This is a genomic window from Nannocystis bainbridge (genome assembly GCF_028368995.1).
Lineage (GTDB): Bacteria > Myxococcota_A > Polyangia > Nannocystales > Nannocystaceae > Nannocystis > Nannocystis bainbridge.
On record NZ_JAQNDL010000001.1, the window covers coordinates 3,146,994 to 3,164,861 of the forward strand.

18 protein-coding genes and 1 tRNA gene are annotated in these 17,868 nt (G+C 70.7%); 7 read left to right on the forward strand and 12 right to left on the reverse strand.

Going from position 1 to position 17,868, the window contains the following annotated elements:
- Window positions 1-65 precede the first annotated feature (65 nt).
- The gene (locus POL25_RS12310) at window positions 66-383 is read right to left on the reverse strand and encodes a DUF2325 domain-containing protein (RefSeq protein ID WP_272086166.1); all 318 of its coding nucleotides are present in this window, start codon (window positions 381-383) and stop codon (window positions 66-68) included.
- 151 nt (window positions 384-534) lie between these two features.
- Here POL25_RS12310 and POL25_RS12315 point away from each other — a divergent pair, with 151 nt between their 5' ends.
- A complete protein-coding gene (locus POL25_RS12315; protein WP_272086167.1) occupies window positions 535-1,725 on the forward strand; it encodes an RCC1 domain-containing protein in 1,191 nt (396 codons plus the stop codon).
- Window positions 1,726-2,013: 288 nt separating this feature from the next.
- On the opposite strand, the gene POL25_RS12320 is transcribed toward POL25_RS12315, so the two are convergent.
- From POL25_RS12320 to POL25_RS12345, 6 genes are all read right to left on the reverse strand, one after another.
- Window positions 2,014-3,444 (reverse strand): rhodanese-like domain-containing protein, encoded by a 1,431-nt coding sequence (locus POL25_RS12320; RefSeq protein ID WP_272086168.1) that lies wholly within the window; start codon window positions 3,442-3,444, stop codon window positions 2,014-2,016.
- 32 nt (window positions 3,445-3,476) lie between these two features.
- Complete coding sequence (locus POL25_RS12325) at window positions 3,477-4,832, reverse strand: APC family permease (RefSeq protein WP_272086169.1); 1,356 nt, start codon at window positions 4,830-4,832, stop codon at window positions 3,477-3,479.
- Between the two features lie 2 nt (window positions 4,833-4,834).
- Window positions 4,835-6,091 (reverse strand): DUF4388 domain-containing protein, encoded by a 1,257-nt coding sequence (locus tag POL25_RS12330; RefSeq protein ID WP_272086170.1) that lies wholly within the window; start codon window positions 6,089-6,091, stop codon window positions 4,835-4,837.
- A gap of 155 nt (window positions 6,092-6,246) precedes the next feature.
- A complete protein-coding gene (locus POL25_RS12335) occupies window positions 6,247-6,678 on the reverse strand; it encodes a GNAT family N-acetyltransferase (protein WP_272086171.1) in 432 nt (143 codons plus the stop codon).
- A gap of 21 nt (window positions 6,679-6,699) precedes the next feature.
- Window positions 6,700-7,701, reverse strand: coding sequence for a 3-oxoacyl-ACP synthase III family protein (locus POL25_RS12340; RefSeq protein WP_272086172.1), 1,002 nt, complete (start codon window positions 7,699-7,701; stop codon window positions 6,700-6,702).
- A gap of 299 nt (window positions 7,702-8,000) precedes the next feature.
- Window positions 8,001-8,073: transfer RNA gene (locus POL25_RS12345), tRNA-Ala, on the reverse strand.
- A gap of 260 nt (window positions 8,074-8,333) precedes the next feature.
- Between POL25_RS12345 and POL25_RS12350 the strand changes: the two genes are divergently transcribed.
- From POL25_RS12350 to POL25_RS12370, 5 genes are all read left to right on the forward strand, one after another.
- Window positions 8,334-9,032 carry a MotA/TolQ/ExbB proton channel family protein gene (locus POL25_RS12350; protein WP_272086173.1) on the forward strand — a complete coding sequence of 233 codons (699 nt, stop codon included), beginning with the start codon at window positions 8,334-8,336 and terminating at the stop codon, window positions 9,030-9,032.
- Complete coding sequence (locus POL25_RS12355) at window positions 9,029-9,445, forward strand: ExbD/TolR family protein (protein ID WP_272086174.1); 417 nt, start codon at window positions 9,029-9,031, stop codon at window positions 9,443-9,445. The genes POL25_RS12350 and POL25_RS12355 overlap by 4 nt, the downstream gene beginning before the upstream one ends.
- A gap of 337 nt (window positions 9,446-9,782) precedes the next feature.
- Window positions 9,783-10,082: an FtsB family cell division protein gene (locus POL25_RS12360; RefSeq protein ID WP_272086175.1), complete on the forward strand. Its 300-nt coding sequence runs from the start codon at window positions 9,783-9,785 to the stop codon at window positions 10,080-10,082.
- Window positions 10,079-12,226 (forward strand): sensor domain-containing diguanylate cyclase, encoded by a 2,148-nt coding sequence (locus POL25_RS12365; protein ID WP_272086176.1) that lies wholly within the window; start codon window positions 10,079-10,081, stop codon window positions 12,224-12,226. The genes POL25_RS12360 and POL25_RS12365 overlap by 4 nt, the downstream gene beginning before the upstream one ends.
- A gap of 47 nt (window positions 12,227-12,273) precedes the next feature.
- Window positions 12,274-12,690 (forward strand): hypothetical protein, encoded by a 417-nt coding sequence (locus tag POL25_RS12370; protein ID WP_272086177.1) that lies wholly within the window; start codon window positions 12,274-12,276, stop codon window positions 12,688-12,690.
- A 234-nt stretch (window positions 12,691-12,924) separates the two neighbouring features.
- Here the strand turns inward: POL25_RS12370 and POL25_RS12375 are convergent, their stop codons facing one another.
- Together POL25_RS12375 and POL25_RS12380 are read right to left on the reverse strand one after the other, a co-directional pair.
- Window positions 12,925-13,833, reverse strand: coding sequence for an endonuclease/exonuclease/phosphatase family protein (locus tag POL25_RS12375; protein ID WP_272086178.1), 909 nt, complete (start codon window positions 13,831-13,833; stop codon window positions 12,925-12,927).
- Between the two features lie 57 nt (window positions 13,834-13,890).
- Window positions 13,891-14,973 carry a TIGR04552 family protein gene (locus tag POL25_RS12380; protein WP_272086179.1) on the reverse strand — a complete coding sequence of 361 codons (1,083 nt, stop codon included), beginning with the start codon at window positions 14,971-14,973 and terminating at the stop codon, window positions 13,891-13,893.
- Between the two features lie 513 nt (window positions 14,974-15,486).
- Between POL25_RS12380 and POL25_RS12385 the strand changes: the two genes are divergently transcribed.
- Window positions 15,487-15,969: a hypothetical protein gene (locus POL25_RS12385; RefSeq protein WP_272086180.1), complete on the forward strand. Its 483-nt coding sequence runs from the start codon at window positions 15,487-15,489 to the stop codon at window positions 15,967-15,969.
- 3 nt (window positions 15,970-15,972) lie between these two features.
- On the opposite strand, the gene POL25_RS12390 is transcribed toward POL25_RS12385, so the two are convergent.
- The 3 genes from POL25_RS12390 to POL25_RS12400 all read right to left on the reverse strand — a co-directional run bounded on the left by POL25_RS12390 (window position 15,973) and on the right by POL25_RS12400 (window position 17,853).
- Window positions 15,973-16,119 (reverse strand): hypothetical protein, encoded by a 147-nt coding sequence (locus POL25_RS12390; RefSeq protein ID WP_272086181.1) that lies wholly within the window; start codon window positions 16,117-16,119, stop codon window positions 15,973-15,975.
- A gap of 95 nt (window positions 16,120-16,214) precedes the next feature.
- Window positions 16,215-17,165, reverse strand: coding sequence for a ribulose phosphate epimerase (locus POL25_RS12395; protein ID WP_272086182.1), 951 nt, complete (start codon window positions 17,163-17,165; stop codon window positions 16,215-16,217).
- Window positions 17,166-17,238: 73 nt separating this feature from the next.
- On the reverse strand, window positions 17,239-17,853 hold the full coding sequence (locus tag POL25_RS12400; protein WP_272086183.1) for a hypothetical protein: 615 nt from the start codon (window positions 17,851-17,853) through the stop codon (window positions 17,239-17,241).
- Between the last annotated feature and the right edge of the window lie 15 nt (window positions 17,854-17,868).

A 17,868-nucleotide genomic window follows, 5' to 3' on the forward strand; every position in this document is an offset into this window, starting at 1 on the left:
CCCGAAAGATCGACGTCGTGTTTCACCGCGACCTCGAGCGACACGCGTCGCCGGCCGCCGGTCGCTCACGAAGCGTTCTGCTCGACCGCGGCTCGCAGGGCTGACACCGATGCCGTGCGCAAATACACCACCTTGGTGTCGTCGGTGACGAGGTCCTTGATCTGGTCGCGGAGCGCGTGCGAGACCATGCCGACCATCACCACGACGAGCGCGATCTTGCCGGCTCCGTGACGCACGCCCGGGGGGATCCGCTGCTCGAAGTGGCGGAGCGACCAACCGAAGCGTTGCGCGACTTCGCGGTAGCGGCTCGACATCCCACCGTGTCCGCCCACGACCACGACCGTCGACTCGCTCGCCTCTTTTTTCTCCTGCTTGGTAGCCATGCCCCTGCTTGTGCAACGCGCGGGCCAACATCGATCCGACGCATACGCGGGCGCAGGCCCCCCTGCGCCCTATTCCCAAATATTTACGTTTGTCATTTTGGCACGCGGCCGGACGACGCGGTGCCACGAGGATGATCTACCCTGCGGGGGCATGCGTCTCCGCTCGCGCGTCGCGCTCCTCGCTCTCGCCCTCGCCGCCTGTGATGGTGGCTACAAGCCTCCGCCGCGCCCACCCACCCCGGCTCCGCCGACCCCGCAGCCGCAGCCTCAGCCGCGCCCCCAGCCGCAGCAGCCGGCCCCTCCACCAGCGGACCCGGCCGTCGCCATCTCCGCGCACGGCGAGCACAGCTGTATTCGCCGCAAGTCGGGTGCGGTCGCGTGTTGGGGCAAGAACAGCGACGGCCAGCTCGGCGACGGCGGCCGCGCCGACCTGCCCCGGGCCGCGCCCGTACCTGGTCTTTCGGGCATGTCCGAAGTGTCAGCCGGTGGCAACTTCACCTGCGCGCGCAAGCCCGGCGGCCAGGTGCTGTGTTGGGGCAACAACGAGGACGGCCAGCTCGGCGACGGCGCCGGCGCGCGGCCGGGCGCGCGCAGCAACACGCCCGTGACCGTCGCGGGGCTCGCCGACGCGGTCGAGCTCGTCGCCGGTGGCGCGCACGCGTGCGCCCGGCGCAAGGCCGGCGGCGCGGTCTGCTGGGGCCTCGGCGAGAACGGCCAGCTCGGCACCCAGGCCGACCGCGCGGCCCGGCCCCTGGCTGTCCCTTCGACCAGCCGCGCCGTCCAGCTCGCGGCCGGCGACGCGCACACCTGCGCCCGCAACGACAGCGGCACCGTCCTCTGCTGGGGCCGCAACACCGAGGGCCAGCTCGGCGACGGCCTCCACGCCGGCCGCTCGACCCCCAAGCCGGTCCCCGGCCTCAGCGACGCCGTCGACCTGGTCGCTGGCGGCAAGCACACCTGCGCCCGCCGCAAGACCGGCGGCGTGGCCTGCTGGGGTCACAACCAGGACGGCCAGCTCGGCGACGGCACCAGCGGCACCTTCGCGCAGCGCAGCCCCGTGGTCGTCGCCGGCCTCTCCGCGCCGCTCGAGCTCGCCGCCGGCGGCTCGCACACCTGCGCGAAAGTCCAGGGTGACAAGGTCCTGTGCTGGGGCGCCGGCCGCAACGGCCAGGTTGACGGCGCCGCCGCCTCGCGCCCGCGCCCGACCCCTGTCCCCGGCCTGACCGGCGCCGCCGCGCTCGCCCTCGGCGCCGCCCACTCGTGCGCCCTGCAGTCGTCGGGCAACATCACCTGCTGGGGTAGCGACGAGCACCGCGCCCTCGGCCCGCGCCGCCTGCCCTGATCGACATGCCCTCCAGGACATGCTCTTGACGACATGTCCTGCAGAGCAGGATCGTATCGACATGCCCTGGAGGACATCGGCGGCCCGCCAGGCCGGATCGGGACAGGCCGGCGAGCCCTCGAAGGTCACCCGCTCGACGCTCCAGCGTCCGCGTCGACATGTCCCGAAGGCCATATGATATGTCCCGGCGGACATATCATCCCGAGCGCCGGGAGCATCGCCTCGCTCGCATGCTCCCATCCTGCCGCAACCGCGGCCCCTGGCCCATGGACCCCGATCGGACTGACCTCAGCCGATCGTGCCCACCGACTGGACCGTGAATTCGCGCTGGTTGCGGAACACCACGTCGTATACCGGCAGACCCTTCGCAAGCACTGACAGCGTCGCTGCTTGCTGGATCTCCGCCAGCCGGCGGATGTCCTTACGGAGGATCCCGTACTCCGCCTCCCCGAGCGGCAGCAGCTCCGGGTGGGTCGTGAAGTAGCGCGCCACCTGCTCGCGCATGAAGTCGGCCACCTGCGGGTGGTTGACGAAGATCTGCACCCCCGCCGTGCCGCACGCCGGCGAGATCAGCGGCACGCGGGTGAACGCCCACACGCCTTGCTCGAGGCGGACATTGACGACCGCGCCCTCCTCGTGGCCGCCGCCGAGGATCACCAGGTCGAGCTCGACCATCCCGTTCCAGCGCATCGAGAACAGCGCGCGCAGGAACGCCTCGACCAGCGGGCGGCGGACCAGGTAGCGCTCGGGGTGCTGCAGCATCAGCCGCAGGTGGCCGCAGCCGAGGTTGCCGGGCGTGATCACGTGCTCCAGCATCTGCGATCGCAGCGCCTCGGGCGGGCTGTTGAGGAACGCCCGCCACTCCTTCGGCCCCGAGCTGGTCGGCGGCAACCTGTCCGAAAGTGCAGGATCGGCCCGCATCGCCGCGATCAGGTTGTTGGCCGCGGTCGTGTCGGAGTGGATGTAGAAGTGGCCGAACGTCTCGACGTAGCCCTCGAGCAGCGCGCCGATCCGCTCGAGCGGGACCGGCTGGCCCGACACGCGCTCGACCGCCGCCAGCGCCAGCAGGAACTCGCCCGCGTCGCCGCCCGGCGTGCCGACCACCGCGTGGTCGTCGCGACCGTCGACGCACGACGTCTTGCTGTGCAGCATCAGCGCCGCCATCTTGACCCACCGGACCCGCTGCGCGTCGCCGATGTGGGCCTCGATCTGCGCCTGCGCCAGCGGCCCCGGGGCCGTCTCGATCTCGAGCGGCGCCGGCGCTGGCAGGGTCGGCTGACGCAGGATCGCCTCGTCGCGCATCGTCGCGAACCCGAACTTGCGCCACGCCGAGATCCCGCCATCCATCACCGCGACGAACTCCATGCCGAGGCACTCGAGCTCCTGCGCCGCTCTGGCCGCTCGCGGTCCGCCGTTGCGCGACACCAGCACCACCGGCGTGCCCGGCGACCACCGCCCCGCCGCCTCGTGGATGCGCGCCAGCGGCAGCCACACGCTGCCTGGCACGTAGCCGAGCGGCCCGGTCAGCTCCTCCGCCTCGCGCACGTCGACCAGCTGGACCGCGCGGCCCTGGCGGCCGACAAACTCGACCGGCAGCAGCGGCGTCCCGTCGGGCGCCGTCCACAGCTGACCGAGCCAGTTGAGCTTGACCAGCCGCTCGTGGATCGGCAGCGTCAGCAGCTCGGCCGAGGTGACCTCCTTCGGGTCTGTCCGTTTCAACCTGTCCCTCCGCACATGTTCATTGATTCATGTCACTTTGCGGCGCCGGCGGGGCGCCGGCGCAGCGCGAAGAAGTAGTACGGCAGCGGCAGCAGCAAGCAGGCCGCGGTGAGCGCGACGATCGTCGCGCCCGAGCCGGCGATCATCAGCACTACCACGGCCAGCCCGATCGAGGCGGTCCACGGCGCCCGGCGGTGTTGCTGCGGCGAGAAGCGATCGGGTTCGCGCCGCAGCAGCCTCAGCTGGGCCGCGCAGGCCGCCCCGATCGCCACCAGCGCGGTCGCCGTCGAGAGCAGGGCGATGAAGTTGTAGATCTCGAGCGTCGAGCCGCTGAAGTACAGCCCGACCAGCGCGCCCGACAGCACCGCCGTGAGCACCAGCGCGCGCGTCGGCGTGCCGAAGCGCGGGTGCAGCTGCGCCAGCGCGCGCGGCCCCAGCCCGTCGCGCGCGGTCGCGTGGGCCATGCGGCTGGTGACCAGCACCCAGCCGTTCAGGATCCCCGCCACTGACACCAGCGCGCCCACCGTCACCAGCGTCGCCGCCGTCGGCCCGAAGTGATGCGCCGCCACGTCCGCCAGCGGGCTCGCGCTCTTCGCCAGCAGCTCGGCGGGGACCGCCAGGCTGAGCGAGCCGAGCACCAGCAGGTAGACCACGCAGGTCATGGCGAAGCCGATGTAGACCGACTTGCGGATCGTGCGACCGGCCCCGCGGATCTCCTCGGCCGGCACCGTCACCGACTCCATGCCGACGAACAGCCACGACACCAGCGACACCGCCGGCAGCAGCGAGCCCCAGCCCTTCGGCGCGAACGGCTGCACGTGCTCGAGCGAGGCCAGCGGCCACAGCGCCACGCTGAGGATCACCAGCGGCGCCAGCTTGCAGATCACCGTGACCACCTGGATCGCCCCGCCCGCGCGCACTCCGATCGCGTTCGTCAGCGTCAGCGCCCACAGCAGCGCCTGACTGACCACGAAGGCCGTCCACGGATCGCCCGCCGCCGGCCACAGCACCGCCAGGTAGCCGACGAACGCGGTGAGGAACGCCGCGTTGCCGATCACCGCGCACAGCCAGTACAGGAACCCGACCTCGAGCCCGACAAGGTCGCCGAAGGCCCGGCGCGCGAACGCCTGCAGCCCACCCGACACCGGATAGGCCCCGCCGAGGTCGGCGAACACCGCCGTGAGGCACAGGTAGCCGGCCGCGTTGATCGCCCACGCCACCAGCCCCAGCGGCCCCGCGGTCTCGGCCAGGCTCGACGGGATCACGTAGATCCCCGAGCCGATCATGTTGCCGACCACCAGCGCCGTGGTCGCCACGAGCCCGAGCCCGCGGAACATCCCCGAGCCCGAGGGCGGGAGAGTCGGCGTCGTCCCGGTCGTGGCGGTCACCGTCACCCGATCGGCCGCAGCCGGCTCATCAGCGGCTCGACCTGCTTGCTCAGGCCCTGCTCCTTCGAGCGGCGCACCAGGCTGCCGGCGGTGAACAGCGCGAAGCTGACGTAGTCGTACAGCAGCTCCTTGAGCTGGCGCTCGATGTTGGCCCCGGCGAACAGCGCCCTGGCGTTGTCGACCACTCGCTGGGCCTCGAACGCGCCCTTTTCGGCCGGGCCCGCGCGCGAGAACAGCTGCTCGTAGGTCGGGTCGACGAAGCTGGCCAGGTTGTTGCGCAGGATCGTGCCCTTGCCGCCCGAGTCGGCGTCCTGGTGGATCTGCTGCAGCACCGCGTTGGCGGTCTCGACCACCTCGAGCGGCCCGCCGCGCATGCGCGGCTTCTGCATCACCACGTGCTTCGACTGGATCAGCTGGAACAGCTGCTTGGTGGTCTGGAACTCGCCGAGGCCGAGCACGCGGCCGAGCTCGATCACGCTGAGCACCCCGTCGATCGCCTCGTAGATCGCGCGGAACTCCTTGGGCGGCTCGGTGCGGCCCTCGGCGCGCTCGGGCACGTAGTCGCCGCTCGGCACCCGCTGCCGGAAGTAGCGCATCTCGTCCATGCGCGTGACCCCGTCCATCAGCAGGTTGTTGAGGTTGAGCGAGTGGTGGAACGGGATCGCCTCGTCGTCGAAGCCGTCGAGGAAGCAGAACATCCCGTCGCCGACCTGCATCGACGCCAGCACGATCTCTTCGGCCTGCTTGCCGAGGTAGTGATAGACCTGCGAATGGTTCGAGATCCCGAGCTCGACCGCCATGTCGCCGAAGCGCAGGGTCGACTCCTTCTGCTTGTCGAGCGTGTGGCGCAGCTGGAACTCGTCGATCGCGCCGAAGCGGTACATGATCTTGCCGAACCGCTCCTCGTCGACGTCGCTGGTGGCGCACACCGCGTTGCCGGAGTCGATGAAGATGCTGCGCACGTGCTCGCCGTCGCGGACCGTCAGCTCGCCGCGCCAGTTGGCCTGGGCGATCAGGGCGATGACGTCGCACATCGTCCCGGGGTGCGTGATCTCGCCGGCCAGGCGGACGATCGCGCCGTCTTCCTCGTCGCGCCGGCCGTCCTGGCCGGTGAAGCGCATGAACACCACGTGGTTCGGCGTCGGCATCAGCCGGTACGCGCCCACGCGGGCCCGCATCTGCGTGCCCGCGTGATCGCCGTGCGGCTGCGCCACGCCTCGCTCATCGATGAAGACCAGGTCGTCTTGCGGCTTGCGCATGCGCTGCGCGGACCTGCGTCCGCGTTCTCCGCCAGTTTGGTATCACCCGCGCGATCTGCCCGCAAGCGGCCGCGCGACCTCGGGAGCGCGTTGCGACCGGCGCCGCCGCTCGTGGAGACAGCGTTCCACGCGCCCGCGCCCGCCTCGCGCACGCCTCACTCGAGGCGGAACGTGAACAGCACCGTGTCTTGCGGCTCCTCCGCCCCGCCCGCGGCCGCGTACAGCCGCATCGCCGGGGTGTTGCCGCGGTCGGTCGCCACCCACGCCACGCCGCACCCGAGCTCGCGGCCCAGCGCCAGCGTCGCCTGCAGCAGCGCCTGTCCGAGCCCCTGTCCGCGGTGCGACGAGGCCACGCCGACCTCGTTGATCCACAGCTCCGGGTCGGCCTTGTCGGGGTGGAGGTAATCGACCGCCGAGACCATGCCGACCACCACCCCGTCGGCGAGCGCGACCATCAGGTGGTGGTGCCGGTCGGCCAGGAACTCGCGCGCGCGCGCCGGCACGATCGGGTCGTCGAACACGTCGGCGGCGACCTGCCCCAGCAGCTCGGCCTCGTCCGCCGCGAGCGGCCTGATCTCGAGCGTCATGGCTGCTCCTTGCGACATGTCCTAGAAGACAGCCACGGACCCGGCCCAGGTGAAGCCGGCGCCGAAGGCGGCCATCAGCACGCGCGAGCCGGGGCCGATCTTGCCGGCGCGCCACGACTCGCTGATGCCGATCGGGATGGTCGCGGCGGTGGTGTTGCCGTAGCGCTCGATGTTGTGGACGACCCGGTCCTCGGGGATCCCGAGCTTGGCGGCCACCATTTGGTTGATGCGCATGTTGGCCTGGTGCGGCACGAACATGTCGATGTCGGCCATCGTCAGGCCGGCCTTGCGGACCACCGAGTGGGCCACCTCGGGCATCTTCTCGGTGGCCCAGCGGAACACCTGCTTGCCGTTCATGCGCGGGTAATGGCGGCCCTCGGCGAACATCTCCTCGGTCAGCCGCGGCACGAACATGCTGGCCGGGGCCTCGACCCACAGCTCCTGGGCGCCGACGCCGTCGGCGTGGAGCTCGATGTTGTGGATGCCCTGGTCTTCGCGCGTGGCCTCGCCGACCACCACACAGCCAGCGCCGTCGCCGAACAGCACCGCGACGTCGCGGCCGCGCTCGTTGAACTCCATCCCGGTCGAGTGGACCTCGGCGCCGGCGACGAGCACGTTCTTGTAGACGCCGGCGCGGACCCACGCGTCGGCGACCGACAGGCTGTACAGGAAGCCCGAGCACTGGTTGCGCACGTCGAGCGCCGGCACGCCGGCGATCCCCAGCTTGTGAGCGAGGAAGCAGCCCGACCCGGGGAAGTTCACGTCCGGGCTGAGGGTCGCGAAGATCACCGCGTCGATGTCCTTCACCTCGCGGCCGGCCTGCTCGAGCGCCATCCTGGCCGCCGGCAGCGCCAGGTCGCTGGGGCCGATGCCCGAGCGCTCGATGTAGCGGCGCTCGCGGATCCCCGTGCGCTGGTGGATCCATTCGTCGCTGGTCGGCATCAACTTCGCCAGGTCGTCGTTCGTCACGACCCGCGTCGGCACGTAGTGGCCCGAACCCAGGATAGCGGCGCGCTTGGTCATCGCCGGCATGGTGCCAGGCACGCCGCGACGTTCAAGCTGAAACCCCTTTCGCACCGCGCCTGCAGGCCGGGCGCAGGGTTTTTCGCAGGGGCAGCGCACGCGTCCGCGGACCGCGGCGCGCCCGTGGAGCGCGGCGCCACGCGATCCTGGCGGGCGCGACGGGAGGCCCGACCGCGGGACCCGGGGCGCGGACGCCAGGAGGCGCGACGCCGGGCGGCGGACGAGGGACCAAAAGCCGAGACCGAGCAGGCGGTGTGCCGGCTCGGTCTCGTGTGGTGCGGGTTTGGGTTCCCGCGGGGTGGAGGCGAGGGGGATCGAACCCCTGACCTTCGCGCTGCCAGCGCGACGCTCTCCCAGCTGAGCTACGCCCCCAGGTCGTTTGGTGGGCGGAGTGTCTAACAGCGAAGCCCCCGGCTCGTCAAGCCCCTTCGCGTGAGCGCACTCCCATGGCGGCGGCACCGACAGGTTGCGACAGGCCCCTGGCAGAGAGTACACCGCTTCAATCCGCTCCCGGCGGACCTTTTTCCTCGCTCTTCTTCTCGCTTTCCCTGCCCTCCGCCGAGCCTCGGCCCGGGCACCTGGCAACACTCACGGGCCTACCGCCGGCCTCTCCGACCGGGCGAACCACCGCGATGGATCTCAAGGAACTCTTCGAACAGGGCGGGCCCCTGATGTGGGCCATCTTGGTCGCCTCGATCGTGGGCGTCGGCATCTTCTTCGAGCGGCTGTGGTCGACCCAGCGGTCCAAGGTGCTGCCCCGGGCCTTCGTCGACCGCATCCGCGCCCTCGTCGCCAAGGGCAAGGTCAACGAGGCGCTGCTGCTGTGCGAGGAGAACGCCTCGTCGATCGCCCTCGTGATCGCCTCCGCGCTCCGCGCGTTCGAGCACAGCACCACCCGCGCCGACATCAAGGAGGCCGTCGAGGAGGTGGGCGCCCGCGAGATCGCCCACATGGACCGCAACGTCGAGATCGTCGGCACCGTCGCCACCATCTCGCCGCTGCTCGGCCTCCTCGGCACCGTCGTCGGCATGATCCAGGTGTTCCGCAACTTCGTCGAGGCCTACGCCTCCGGCGCGGTCGGCCCTGACACCTTCGCCCAGGGCATCTGGCAGGCCCTCATCACCACCGCCTACGGCCTCACCGTGGCGATCCCGATGCTGCTCCTCTACCGCGTGCTGCTCGACCGCACCAACAAGCTGGTGCTCGAGATGGAGGAGGACGCGATGGCGATCGTCAACCTGCTCGAGGACGGTCGGCGCGCCGCCAAGGCCCGCCCTGCCGCCGCGCAGGTGGCCGAGCCCCGGCCCGCGCCCGCCGAGGTGACCCCGTGAACTTCCGCGGCAAGGCCGGTCGCAAGCGCCCCGGCAGCGGCGGCAACCTGGTCGACCTGACGCCGCTCATCGACGTCACCTTCCAGCTGCTCATCTTCTTCCTGCTGACCGCGACCTTCAACACCGACAGCGCCTTCAAGGTCAAGCTGCCCAAGGCCTCGAGCAACGAGCCCGCCAGCGAGGCCAAGGCCATGGTGGTCGAGATCAGCGAGGACGGCCGGTTCGAGGTCGACCGCGTCGTCGTCGACGACCGCGAGCTGCAGATGCGCCTGTGCAACGCCGCCAAGGACAACAAGGTGTCGACGGTCAACATCAAGGCCGACCAGAACACCCGCCACGAGAAGGTCGTGCAGGCGATGGACGTGGCCAAGCTGTGCGGCATCGAGAAGCTCGGCATCCTCCACCGCCACTGAGCCTTCGGGACATGTCCTCCGGGACATACTAACCCGACAGGCATGGCCCGGGATGTTTGACCCGACAGACATGTCCCTCGGGACAGCCTGAGCCTAACAGACATGTCCCTCGGGATAGCCTGAGCCCGACGGACCTGTCCTCGCGGCCATCTCGCCTTCGGCGCAGCCCGCATGTCGGCCGCGCCCGCGGACGGCCCGCGCCATCGTCGCGTCCGCTCGACCTGCCCTGTGACGGCTGTCCGTCACTGCACGGGTGCGCAGCATCGCGCGCTCGCGCGGGCGCTCTCGCCGATTTTTTGCCCCGATCGATCACCCCGGCCAAGGTCGGCCCGCTCCCATGCAATGGGTCAACCGGATCTTGCTCGCCGCGCTGCTCGCGTTCGCGATCGCCTACCTGCCGCAGCACGTCGCCACCGGCGGCAGCGCCGAGGACCTCGCGCGCGTGGAGAAGGAGCACGCCTCGCTGCGCCGCGGCAACGAGCGGCTGCAGGGCGACATCGAGGCCCTGCGCGCCGAGATCGCCGCGCTCAAGCGCGACCCGGAAGAGGTCGCGCGGATCGCCCGCGAGGACCTCAACCTGATCCGGCCCGGTGAAGTGGTGTTCGAGATCCGCCGCGACGACAAGACCAAGCCATGACCACGCTCGCCCGCACCCTCCACGGCCTCCGCCTCCGCGCCCGCGAGCGCTGGAGCCTCCTCGTCCTGCTCGCCACCTGGCTGGTGCTGGCCGTGGGCGTCGCCACGCCGACCGCCTTCGACGAGGGCAGCCCGGCCCTGGCCGCCTCGCTGACGGTGTTCGCCGCCACCCTCGTGCGCGCGCTGGTCCGCGAGCTGCGGCCCAACGCCGCCACCTACTCGCAGACCCACGAGCTCGAGCTCGGCCTGCTGATCATCACCGGCACCTACCTCCTGATCGCCGTCACCGGCGGCCTCGCCAGCCCGGCCCACCCGCTGGTCTACGCCCTCGCCTCGTTCCTGCTGCTGCTCCACCGCGCGCGCTGGATCGCCGGCGTGTGGCTGGCCTCGATCGCCCTGCTCGAGATCCTCGTCGGCTGGTCTTCGGGACATGCTCAAGGGGCCAGGATCGCCTTCCACCTCAGCTACATCGCCTTCTTCGCCGCCGGCAACCTGCTGATCCTCGGCGCGCTGGTCCGGCGCCTGCGGGGTGAGCACGCCCAGCGGCTCGCCGACGAGCTGTCGAACATCCGCCAGGAGGCCCGCGATTTCCGCCTGGTCGCCGCCGCGACCCCGCGCAAGAGCCGGGACGCCGAGGAGGCGCAGCTGACCCAGTCGGCCGTGCACGCGATCCACGAGCAGGTCGCGTTCAGCCTCGAGCTCATCCGCGGCGACCTCGAGCTGCACACCTGCGCGCTGGTGTGGATGTCCGAGGAGGAGCTCGTGCTCAAGCGGGCCGCCTCGGCCTCCAAGGCGCTGGTCGCCGCGCCCGAGCTGGCCAACCCGGGCGTGCTCGCGGGGCTGCTGCGCAACCCGAAGACGCTCGTCCTCAAGAACATGTCGGAGAAGCACCTGCCGCCGTACTACGGCGCCCCGGTCGCAGTCACCGACCTGTGCGCCGTGCCGCTGGTCCGCGGCGAGCGGCTGCTCGGGATCCTGTGCGCCGACCGCATCGACGGCAAGCCGTTCACCAGCGCCGATCAGGACAAGCTGACCTCCGCGGCGCAGCACGTGCTGCGCACCGTCGACCACGAGCGGGCCTTCATCACCGCCATGCGCAGCCGCTACGAGCACGAGCAGCTGTACCGCGCCAGCGAGCTGCTGAGCGGCGCGCTCGGGCTCGAGGCGCTGTACGGCAAGAGCTTCGAGGCGATCCGCGCCATCGCCCCCTACGACCTCGCCGCGATCTCGACCTACGACGAGCACGCCGAGGCCCACCGCGTGCTCGCCGTCGACGTCCCCGGCGACCGCGACCCGACCCACGGCGGCAGCTGGCGCAGCATCGCCGAGTCGCTGCGCGACCGCGTGTTCGAGCACGGCTCCGGCCTGGTCGCCATGGCGACCAAGAACCGCCACTTCATGCCGGCCGCCGACGAGCGCGTCGAGCCCGACACCGTCGTGTTCGACGTCCACACCCGCCTGCGCCCGGCCCAGAGCGTGCTGGTCCTGCCGCTGCTCCACGGCGACAAGGTCCTCGGCACCCTCACCCTCGCCGCCGTGCGCGAGCGGCAGTTCCCGCGGGCCACCCGCGAGATCCTCCGCGTCCTCTCGCACCAGCTCAGCGTCGGCCTGCAGAACGCGCGCATGTACCGGGCCATGGAGGAGCGCGCCACCACCGACGGCCTCACCGGCCTCACCAACCACCGCGCCTTCCAGGAGCGCCTGGCCCAGATCCACGCCCTGGCCGAACGGACAGGTCGCAACTTCTCCCTGATCCTCACCGACATCGACCACTTCAAGCGGGTCAACGACACCTACGGCCACCCGATCGGCGACGCCGTGCTGAAGCGCGTCGCCGCGGTGTTCGCCGGCCGCGCGCGCAAGGTCGACATCGTCGCCCGCTACGGCGGCGAGGAGTTCGTGCTGGTCCTGCCCGACACCGACGCCGAGGGCGCTGCCATCTTCGCCAACAAGCTGCGCGAGGAGGTCGCCGCCCAGACCATGACCAGCGACCAGGGCCCGTTCGCCGTCACGGTCTCCATGGGCGTCGCTCAGTACCCGATCGACGGCCACGCCACCGCCGAGCTCATCGAGCGCGCCGACCAGGCGCTCTACCACTGCAAGCACAACGGCCGGAACTGCGTCACCCGGGCCGGCTCGCTGTGAGCGCCGGCGCGCCCGGCCATCCGCCACCGATCTGCCATACTGATCCCATGCGATTCACCTGGCTCGTCCCCCTCCTCCTGGTGTTCGCCCCGGCCTGCACCGAGCAGCACAACTACAGCGAAGGCGAGATCTGCGTCGACGCCCCCGCGCTCGCCTCGTTCGCCGCCGGCGACGAGCTCGAGATCGTGGTCGTGCTCGACGACTGCATGGCCTGCCCCAAGGACTTCAACGCCAACTGCGAGGTCGACCGCCAGGGCAGCACGATCAACCTCCACGCCGGCGGCGTCTACACCCAGCGCAGCGGCCCCTGCGACACCTGCCTGACCCTTTCCATCGCCTGCGTCGTCGGCGGCCTCGAGCCCGGCAACTACACCATCCGCAGCGGCGACCAGAAGCTCGAGGTCAGTCTCCCGCAGGCCGACGCCCCCAGCCTCGACGCGACCTGCGACGCCGTGAAGTGGTGAGCCGCGGCGCGACCGGTTCTCCTGTCCTTCGGGCCAGGTTATCTGAAGCGCGCGACTCGACGGGGCGAGACGAGACACCTGCTGGAGGTGACGAGTTCGCGCGGAGTGATGCTCGCGCGGGTCACGGGCGGGTTCCAGTTCCGCACGTCTCGATGCCGCGCGTGGAGCAGACCTGCGCGGGGCAGGCCCTGACGGGGAGCGTCTCGCGGATCCCTGGTCGGCGCGTCCCCAGCCTCACCGCAGCGTGATGCGCACCGGGCAGTGGTCGGACACCGTGGGCAGCTTCGCCGGCTCCGCCGTCTGGACCGCGCACCCCAGCGCCGCGCACATGCCCAGGACCTCGGGTGTCCCGAAGGACAGGTCCTTCCCGCCGAGGAAATGATCGAGCAGGCTCGCCTCCCAGCGCCGCACCTTCGACTTCGGCCGCCAGTACTCCGTGCAGCCGAGCACTCCGGTCGGCAGCTGCAGCCCCTCGCGCTCGACCATGCCGTCGATGAAGCGCCGCTCCTCGTCCTCCGCCTCGAGGTAGCCCGTCGTGTTGAAGTCGCCCGCGACCACGACCTCGCCGCCGAACTCCTCGCGCAGCCGCGGCAGGATCGACGACAGCCACTGCCACTGCTGCTTGCGCCGGGCCCACCGCTCCGGCTTGCCGCCCGAATCGAAGTGCACCGACACCAGCGCCAGCGTCCGCCCCCTGGCCGTGCGCAGCGAGGTCAGCGACGCCGGCGCCTGTCCCAGAGGACATTTTTCGCCCTCGCTGAGCGGCCGGTGCTCCTTCAGCTCGAGCCGCGCCGCGTCGTACACCACCCCGACGTGCAGCCGCCCCTTGCTGTTGCCGCGGCACGACGCCGTCAACGCCGCCCCGTAGCGCCGCCCCGTCAGCGCGTTCGCCCGGTCCAGCACCGCAAACAGCCGCGCGGGCTCGCGGATCTCCTGCACCGCGAACGCGTCCGCGTTCAGCTCGGCGATCGCCGCCGCGACCTCCTCCGGATCGGTCTTCTTGTCCGGGAACGTCCGGATATTAAAAGTCCCGAGCACCAGCGGCGCCTCGCGGCGGTACCACAACAGCAGCAGCGCGATCGCCACCAGCAGCGCCCACGGCCACACCCGGCGACGACGGCGACGACGACGGCGCTCCTGCATCTCGGCATCGACGGTAGACGCCGCCGCGGGCGCCCACAAGACGGCGAGATCGCGCCCTCAGCCGTCGCGGGGCTCGCGGAGCAGGCGCATGCGGACGTGCTGGTGTTGCCGCCGCTTGTACTCGGCGTGCGAGCTCTCGCCCTGCTCGTTGGCCTCGGCGGTGCGCTTGTCCATCACCTGGAACTCCGCGAGCACGAACACCACCCGGCCGCGGCGTTCGTCGTGGTCGTGGGGCAGCAGCGCGTCGACGCGGACCGGCAGGTCGGCGACGAAGTTGAGCACGTGGAAGCCCTTGCCCGAGAACTCGTTGCCCGGCTGCGGGTGGTTGGCCGCGTCGGTGTCGAACGTCGTGTCGCCGAGGACCTTGAGGCTGTGGAGGTCGATCAGCGTGTTGACCGTCTGGTCGGGCACCACGTAGTTGAACGGGATACAGCGGTGCAGCATGATCCGCAGCGTCGGCACCAGGTCGTCGGGGTCGCGGACGATCAGGCGGAAGCGCAGGCGGTCGAACACGCGCGCCGCATTGGTCTCGCGCTTCAGCAGCAGCTTGGTCAGCTGCGACTCCTTCGACTTGCGCGACCACGAGAACTCGACCACCGGCACCCCGGCGGTGCGCAGCTCGTCGAACATGCGGGTCACGCTCTCCTCGACCAGCGAGAAGATCTCCGAGTCGGAGATCGCCAGCGACGCCCGCATCTCCCGCGCCTCGAGGTGATACAGGATGTGCATCACCTTGAGCACGGTGCAGGCCTGGCGCTGGTGGGCGCCGGCCTTGCCGGAGGCGATCCGCGGCAGCTGCACCCACGGCACCTTGTCGGCGATCGTGTCGTCGAGGCGCAGCTTGAGCACGTCGCTGATGTAGCGGACGGCCTGTTGGCGCAGATCGGCCAGGCGGGCCTCGTCGCGGGGGTCGCTGAGCTCGAGCCCGTTGAGCGCGAGCAGGCGGACCACGTCCTCGTCGGAGGTCACCGCCAGGCGGTGCCAGTCGATGACCGACTGCCCGCGCAGCAGCAGCTGGATCTCGTTGATGTCCTGCAGCGACAGCTCGGCGTGCTCGCCGCCCTGCGCGGCCTCGCGCCACAGCGCTTGCGAGGCCAAAAAGGCGCCGAACGGATCGGAGCGCTGCGGAGGCCTGGCCATTCGCGCGGCAGCCCGGCTAGCCGCTTACGTGCCGTGAGAAGCGGAGGGTACCGACGAGCAGACCGATCGTGACGAGGGCGGCACAGATGTTTCCGAGGTAAGCGGTCATGAACCTTGTTGCTCCAGTCCTTGCAATCGTGTGCTCAGGACTTATCACGGAATCGGGCGAGGTCGGAAAAAGTGGGAGATGTAGGACAATCTCGGCGAGGACTCAGACCAAGGTTCAGTTCAAGGAGATCGGGGCGAGGGAGCCGTAAATCAAGCAGGAGCAGCGGGATTTCAGGCCTGTAATCCGGGTCGCGGGCGCGATCCTGGAGCCTGAAGGCGCCAGGCCCCCGTCTTCTGGGGCCAGAACGCCGGATGGCAGATAACACATTCCTGTGGCCGTTGGAAAGTCCCACAGCCGCGCAAAACGCGCAAGAACGCTGGCGCGGCCCGCGAAGGCCGTTTCGGCACACGCAGGCGCACTCGGCACGGATGGCCAGGCGCGCGCGGGAGCGCTACTGTGACGCCATGCGCGACCCCGAGGACGACGATGTGCCCCCCCGCGACGACCGCCTCGGGTTCACCTCGAGCAACTTCCGGCGCAAGCTCGGCGAAGGCCTCGCCGGCCTGCTCGACCCCGACGGCGCGATCGGCAAGGGCAAAGACCTCGTGACCGGGGTGACCCAGGCGACCAAAAACGAGGTCGTACGGATGGTCAGCGCCGAGGTCCGCCAGTTCCTCGACGGCATGGACACCGTCGAGTTGTTGCAGCGAGTCATCGCCGGCCTGGTGATCGACGTGAAGGCCGAGATCCGGTTCTCGATCGATCCCGAGGGCCAGCTGAAGTCGGCGATCAAGGCCGAAAAGGCGACCCAGCGGGCCAAGGAGCCGTCGGCCCCGCAGGCGTCGCAGCCGCCTCAGCCGTCGCAGCCCTCGCCGCCCTCCCCAGGGGCCGGCGCCGCGACGACACCACCACCGGCGCCGCCGAGCTCCCGGGCCCCCAAGGAGTGAGCCTCAGCTCTGCGTCGACGGGTCGACCGGCACGACCTTGTTGTCGCCGTCGTCGTCGGGCAGCCCGAGCTTCTTCTTGACCGCCTTGTAGATGTCGGCCCCGAGCTTGAGCCCAAAGCCGGTGATGATGGCATTGACGAGGAGTCGCATGGCCGGCAGCGTAGCAGCTAGGACCCGGTCGACCTGACGCGGGTCCCTGCATCATCACTCCAGGCGCTCCAGGCGCCTCGCCCGGAGCGCGGGCCTCAGGCGGGGATCACGCAGACCCCGACATCCTCATAGTTGGGCGGTGCCATGCCCATCTCGAAGAACGGCGTGCACTCCTCGCCCGTCTGGCACGGCCCGTTGCCGCCGCTGACCGGGCAGAACGGAGTGCAGCAGCCGGTCGACATCGGCGGGCAATTGGCGACCGCGGCCGTGGCCGCGCAGAAGCCGCCCTTCTGACATTGATTGATGTACTGGCACTCGTCGCCCGGCCCGCCCTCGCCGGCCATCGCCGACTCCTTGAAGCACACGAACAGGTCGCCGGCCGAGTTGTAACAGCCCTGTCCTTCGGGACAGTCCTGCACGAGCGGGTCGCACGAGCCGAGGCAGATCGGCAGCGAGCCGTCGTTGTAGACCACGCAGTTGGCCGTCGGCGTGTCGGGGCAATTGTCGTTGGCGTCGCAGAACTCGACGCACACCCCGCCCTTGCCCTCCTCGTCGGTCAGCAGGCAGATGTTGCCGAGCGCGCAATTGTCGACGCCGGTGTACTTGCCGTCCACGACGTCGCACGGGTCGCCGACCACGCCCTCGCCGCCGATCTCGACGCAGGTGTTGACGCCCCACGGCTCGCCCTCGGCCGGCGCGACCGCCGTGCACTTCTGTCCTTCGGGACAGTCCTGCGCCCGCGGGTCGCACTGGCCGCTGATCCCGCCGTCGGGCGGGACGATGAAGCCCGCGCTGGTGCCGGTCCCGGCCTCGGAGGTGCTGGTCGGATTCGTCGGCCCACCGCTGGCGCTGGTGCCGCTGTCGGTCCCGTCCGTGGTCGAGGTCGCTCCGGGCTCCGTCGTCTCCGGATCCTCGCCGTCGTCCTGGTCGTCGGGATTGCTGGTCGGGCCAGACGCGCTCGTCGCGGTCATCATCCCGGACTTGTCGCCACACGCGCCCAAAGCGACCACGGCGGCGGATACGAACCAGAGTTGAAGCGATCTCATGAGCGGGCCTCCAGTCGGGCACGCTATCACAGAAAGCAGCAAAAGCTCGAAACCTCCCGGGAGGATCGGAGGTCTAAGGCCGCCTTCCGCCGAGGCCGACGTCCGAGAGCGCCGCGAGCGTCGCCATCAGCTCCTCGCGGACCTCCGGCGAAAGCCCCGGATCGGCCACGGCTGCCTCCAGGTGCCCGATCCGCGGCAACCATGTCGCGTGGGCCGACTCGTCGAAGGCCACGCCCGCGGGGGTCAGCGCCGCGGCCTCATCGCGCAACGCCTGCGCCTCGCTCAGCGAGATCGGTGGCGCCTTGGTGACGACGATCGGCGGCAGTTCGGCGGACACCTCGTTCGCGCGCGCCGGCTCGACCTCCGACGCGTCGGCCTGCAGCCCTTGCAGCGCCACGGCCGCGACCACACCGAGCGCTGCCGCGGCCAGCATCGACGGCCACTGGCGCCACCGCGGCTCCGGCAGGCTCCGGCGACAGCCCTCGGCGGTTCGCCGCTCCACGCCGGGCGCGATCGCCGGCCGCGAACTGTCGCGGCGGTCCCTTCGCCCCTGCCGCCTCTCGAGATCCGGACCCATGTCGGCAGGGTCGCGGGGGCCGGGCCGGCGGGCAAATTTCAGGCTCCAGCGGCCCTGTCGGGCGGCCCTGCGGGCGCCCCTTCGCAGTTCCGCATAGCTTGACCTGAGCAAATTGTTTGTATACAC

Excerpts from the sequence above, each read along its gene's own strand:
- POL25_RS12310 (WP_272086166.1), bottom strand. The coding sequence starts at position 383 with ATGGCTACCAAGCAGGAGAAAAAAGAGGCGAGCGAGTCGACGGTCGTG.
- POL25_RS12315 (WP_272086167.1), top strand. The coding sequence starts at position 535 with ATGCGTCTCCGCTCGCGCGTCGCGCTCCTCGCTCTCGCCCTCGCCGCC.
- POL25_RS12330 (WP_272086170.1), bottom strand. The coding sequence starts at position 6,091 with ATGCGCAAGCCGCAAGACGACCTGGTCTTCATCGATGAGCGAGGCGTG.
- POL25_RS12335 (WP_272086171.1), bottom strand. The coding sequence starts at position 6,678 with ATGACGCTCGAGATCAGGCCGCTCGCGGCGGACGAGGCCGAGCTGCTG.
- POL25_RS12340 (WP_272086172.1), bottom strand. The coding sequence starts at position 7,701 with ATGACCAAGCGCGCCGCTATCCTGGGTTCGGGCCACTACGTGCCGACG.
- POL25_RS12350 (WP_272086173.1), top strand. The coding sequence starts at position 8,334 with ATGGATCTCAAGGAACTCTTCGAACAGGGCGGGCCCCTGATGTGGGCC.
- POL25_RS12360 (WP_272086175.1), top strand. The coding sequence starts at position 9,783 with ATGCAATGGGTCAACCGGATCTTGCTCGCCGCGCTGCTCGCGTTCGCG.
- POL25_RS12365 (WP_272086176.1), top strand. The coding sequence starts at position 10,079 with ATGACCACGCTCGCCCGCACCCTCCACGGCCTCCGCCTCCGCGCCCGC.
- POL25_RS12370 (WP_272086177.1), top strand. The coding sequence starts at position 12,274 with ATGCGATTCACCTGGCTCGTCCCCCTCCTCCTGGTGTTCGCCCCGGCC.
- POL25_RS12375 (WP_272086178.1), bottom strand. The coding sequence starts at position 13,833 with ATGCAGGAGCGCCGTCGTCGTCGCCGTCGTCGCCGGGTGTGGCCGTGG.
- POL25_RS12380 (WP_272086179.1), bottom strand. The coding sequence starts at position 14,973 with ATGGCCAGGCCTCCGCAGCGCTCCGATCCGTTCGGCGCCTTTTTGGCC.
- POL25_RS12385 (WP_272086180.1), top strand. The coding sequence starts at position 15,487 with ATGCGCGACCCCGAGGACGACGATGTGCCCCCCCGCGACGACCGCCTC.
- POL25_RS12390 (WP_272086181.1), bottom strand. The coding sequence starts at position 16,119 with ATGCGACTCCTCGTCAATGCCATCATCACCGGCTTTGGGCTCAAGCTC.
- POL25_RS12395 (WP_272086182.1), bottom strand. The coding sequence starts at position 17,165 with ATGAGATCGCTTCAACTCTGGTTCGTATCCGCCGCCGTGGTCGCTTTG.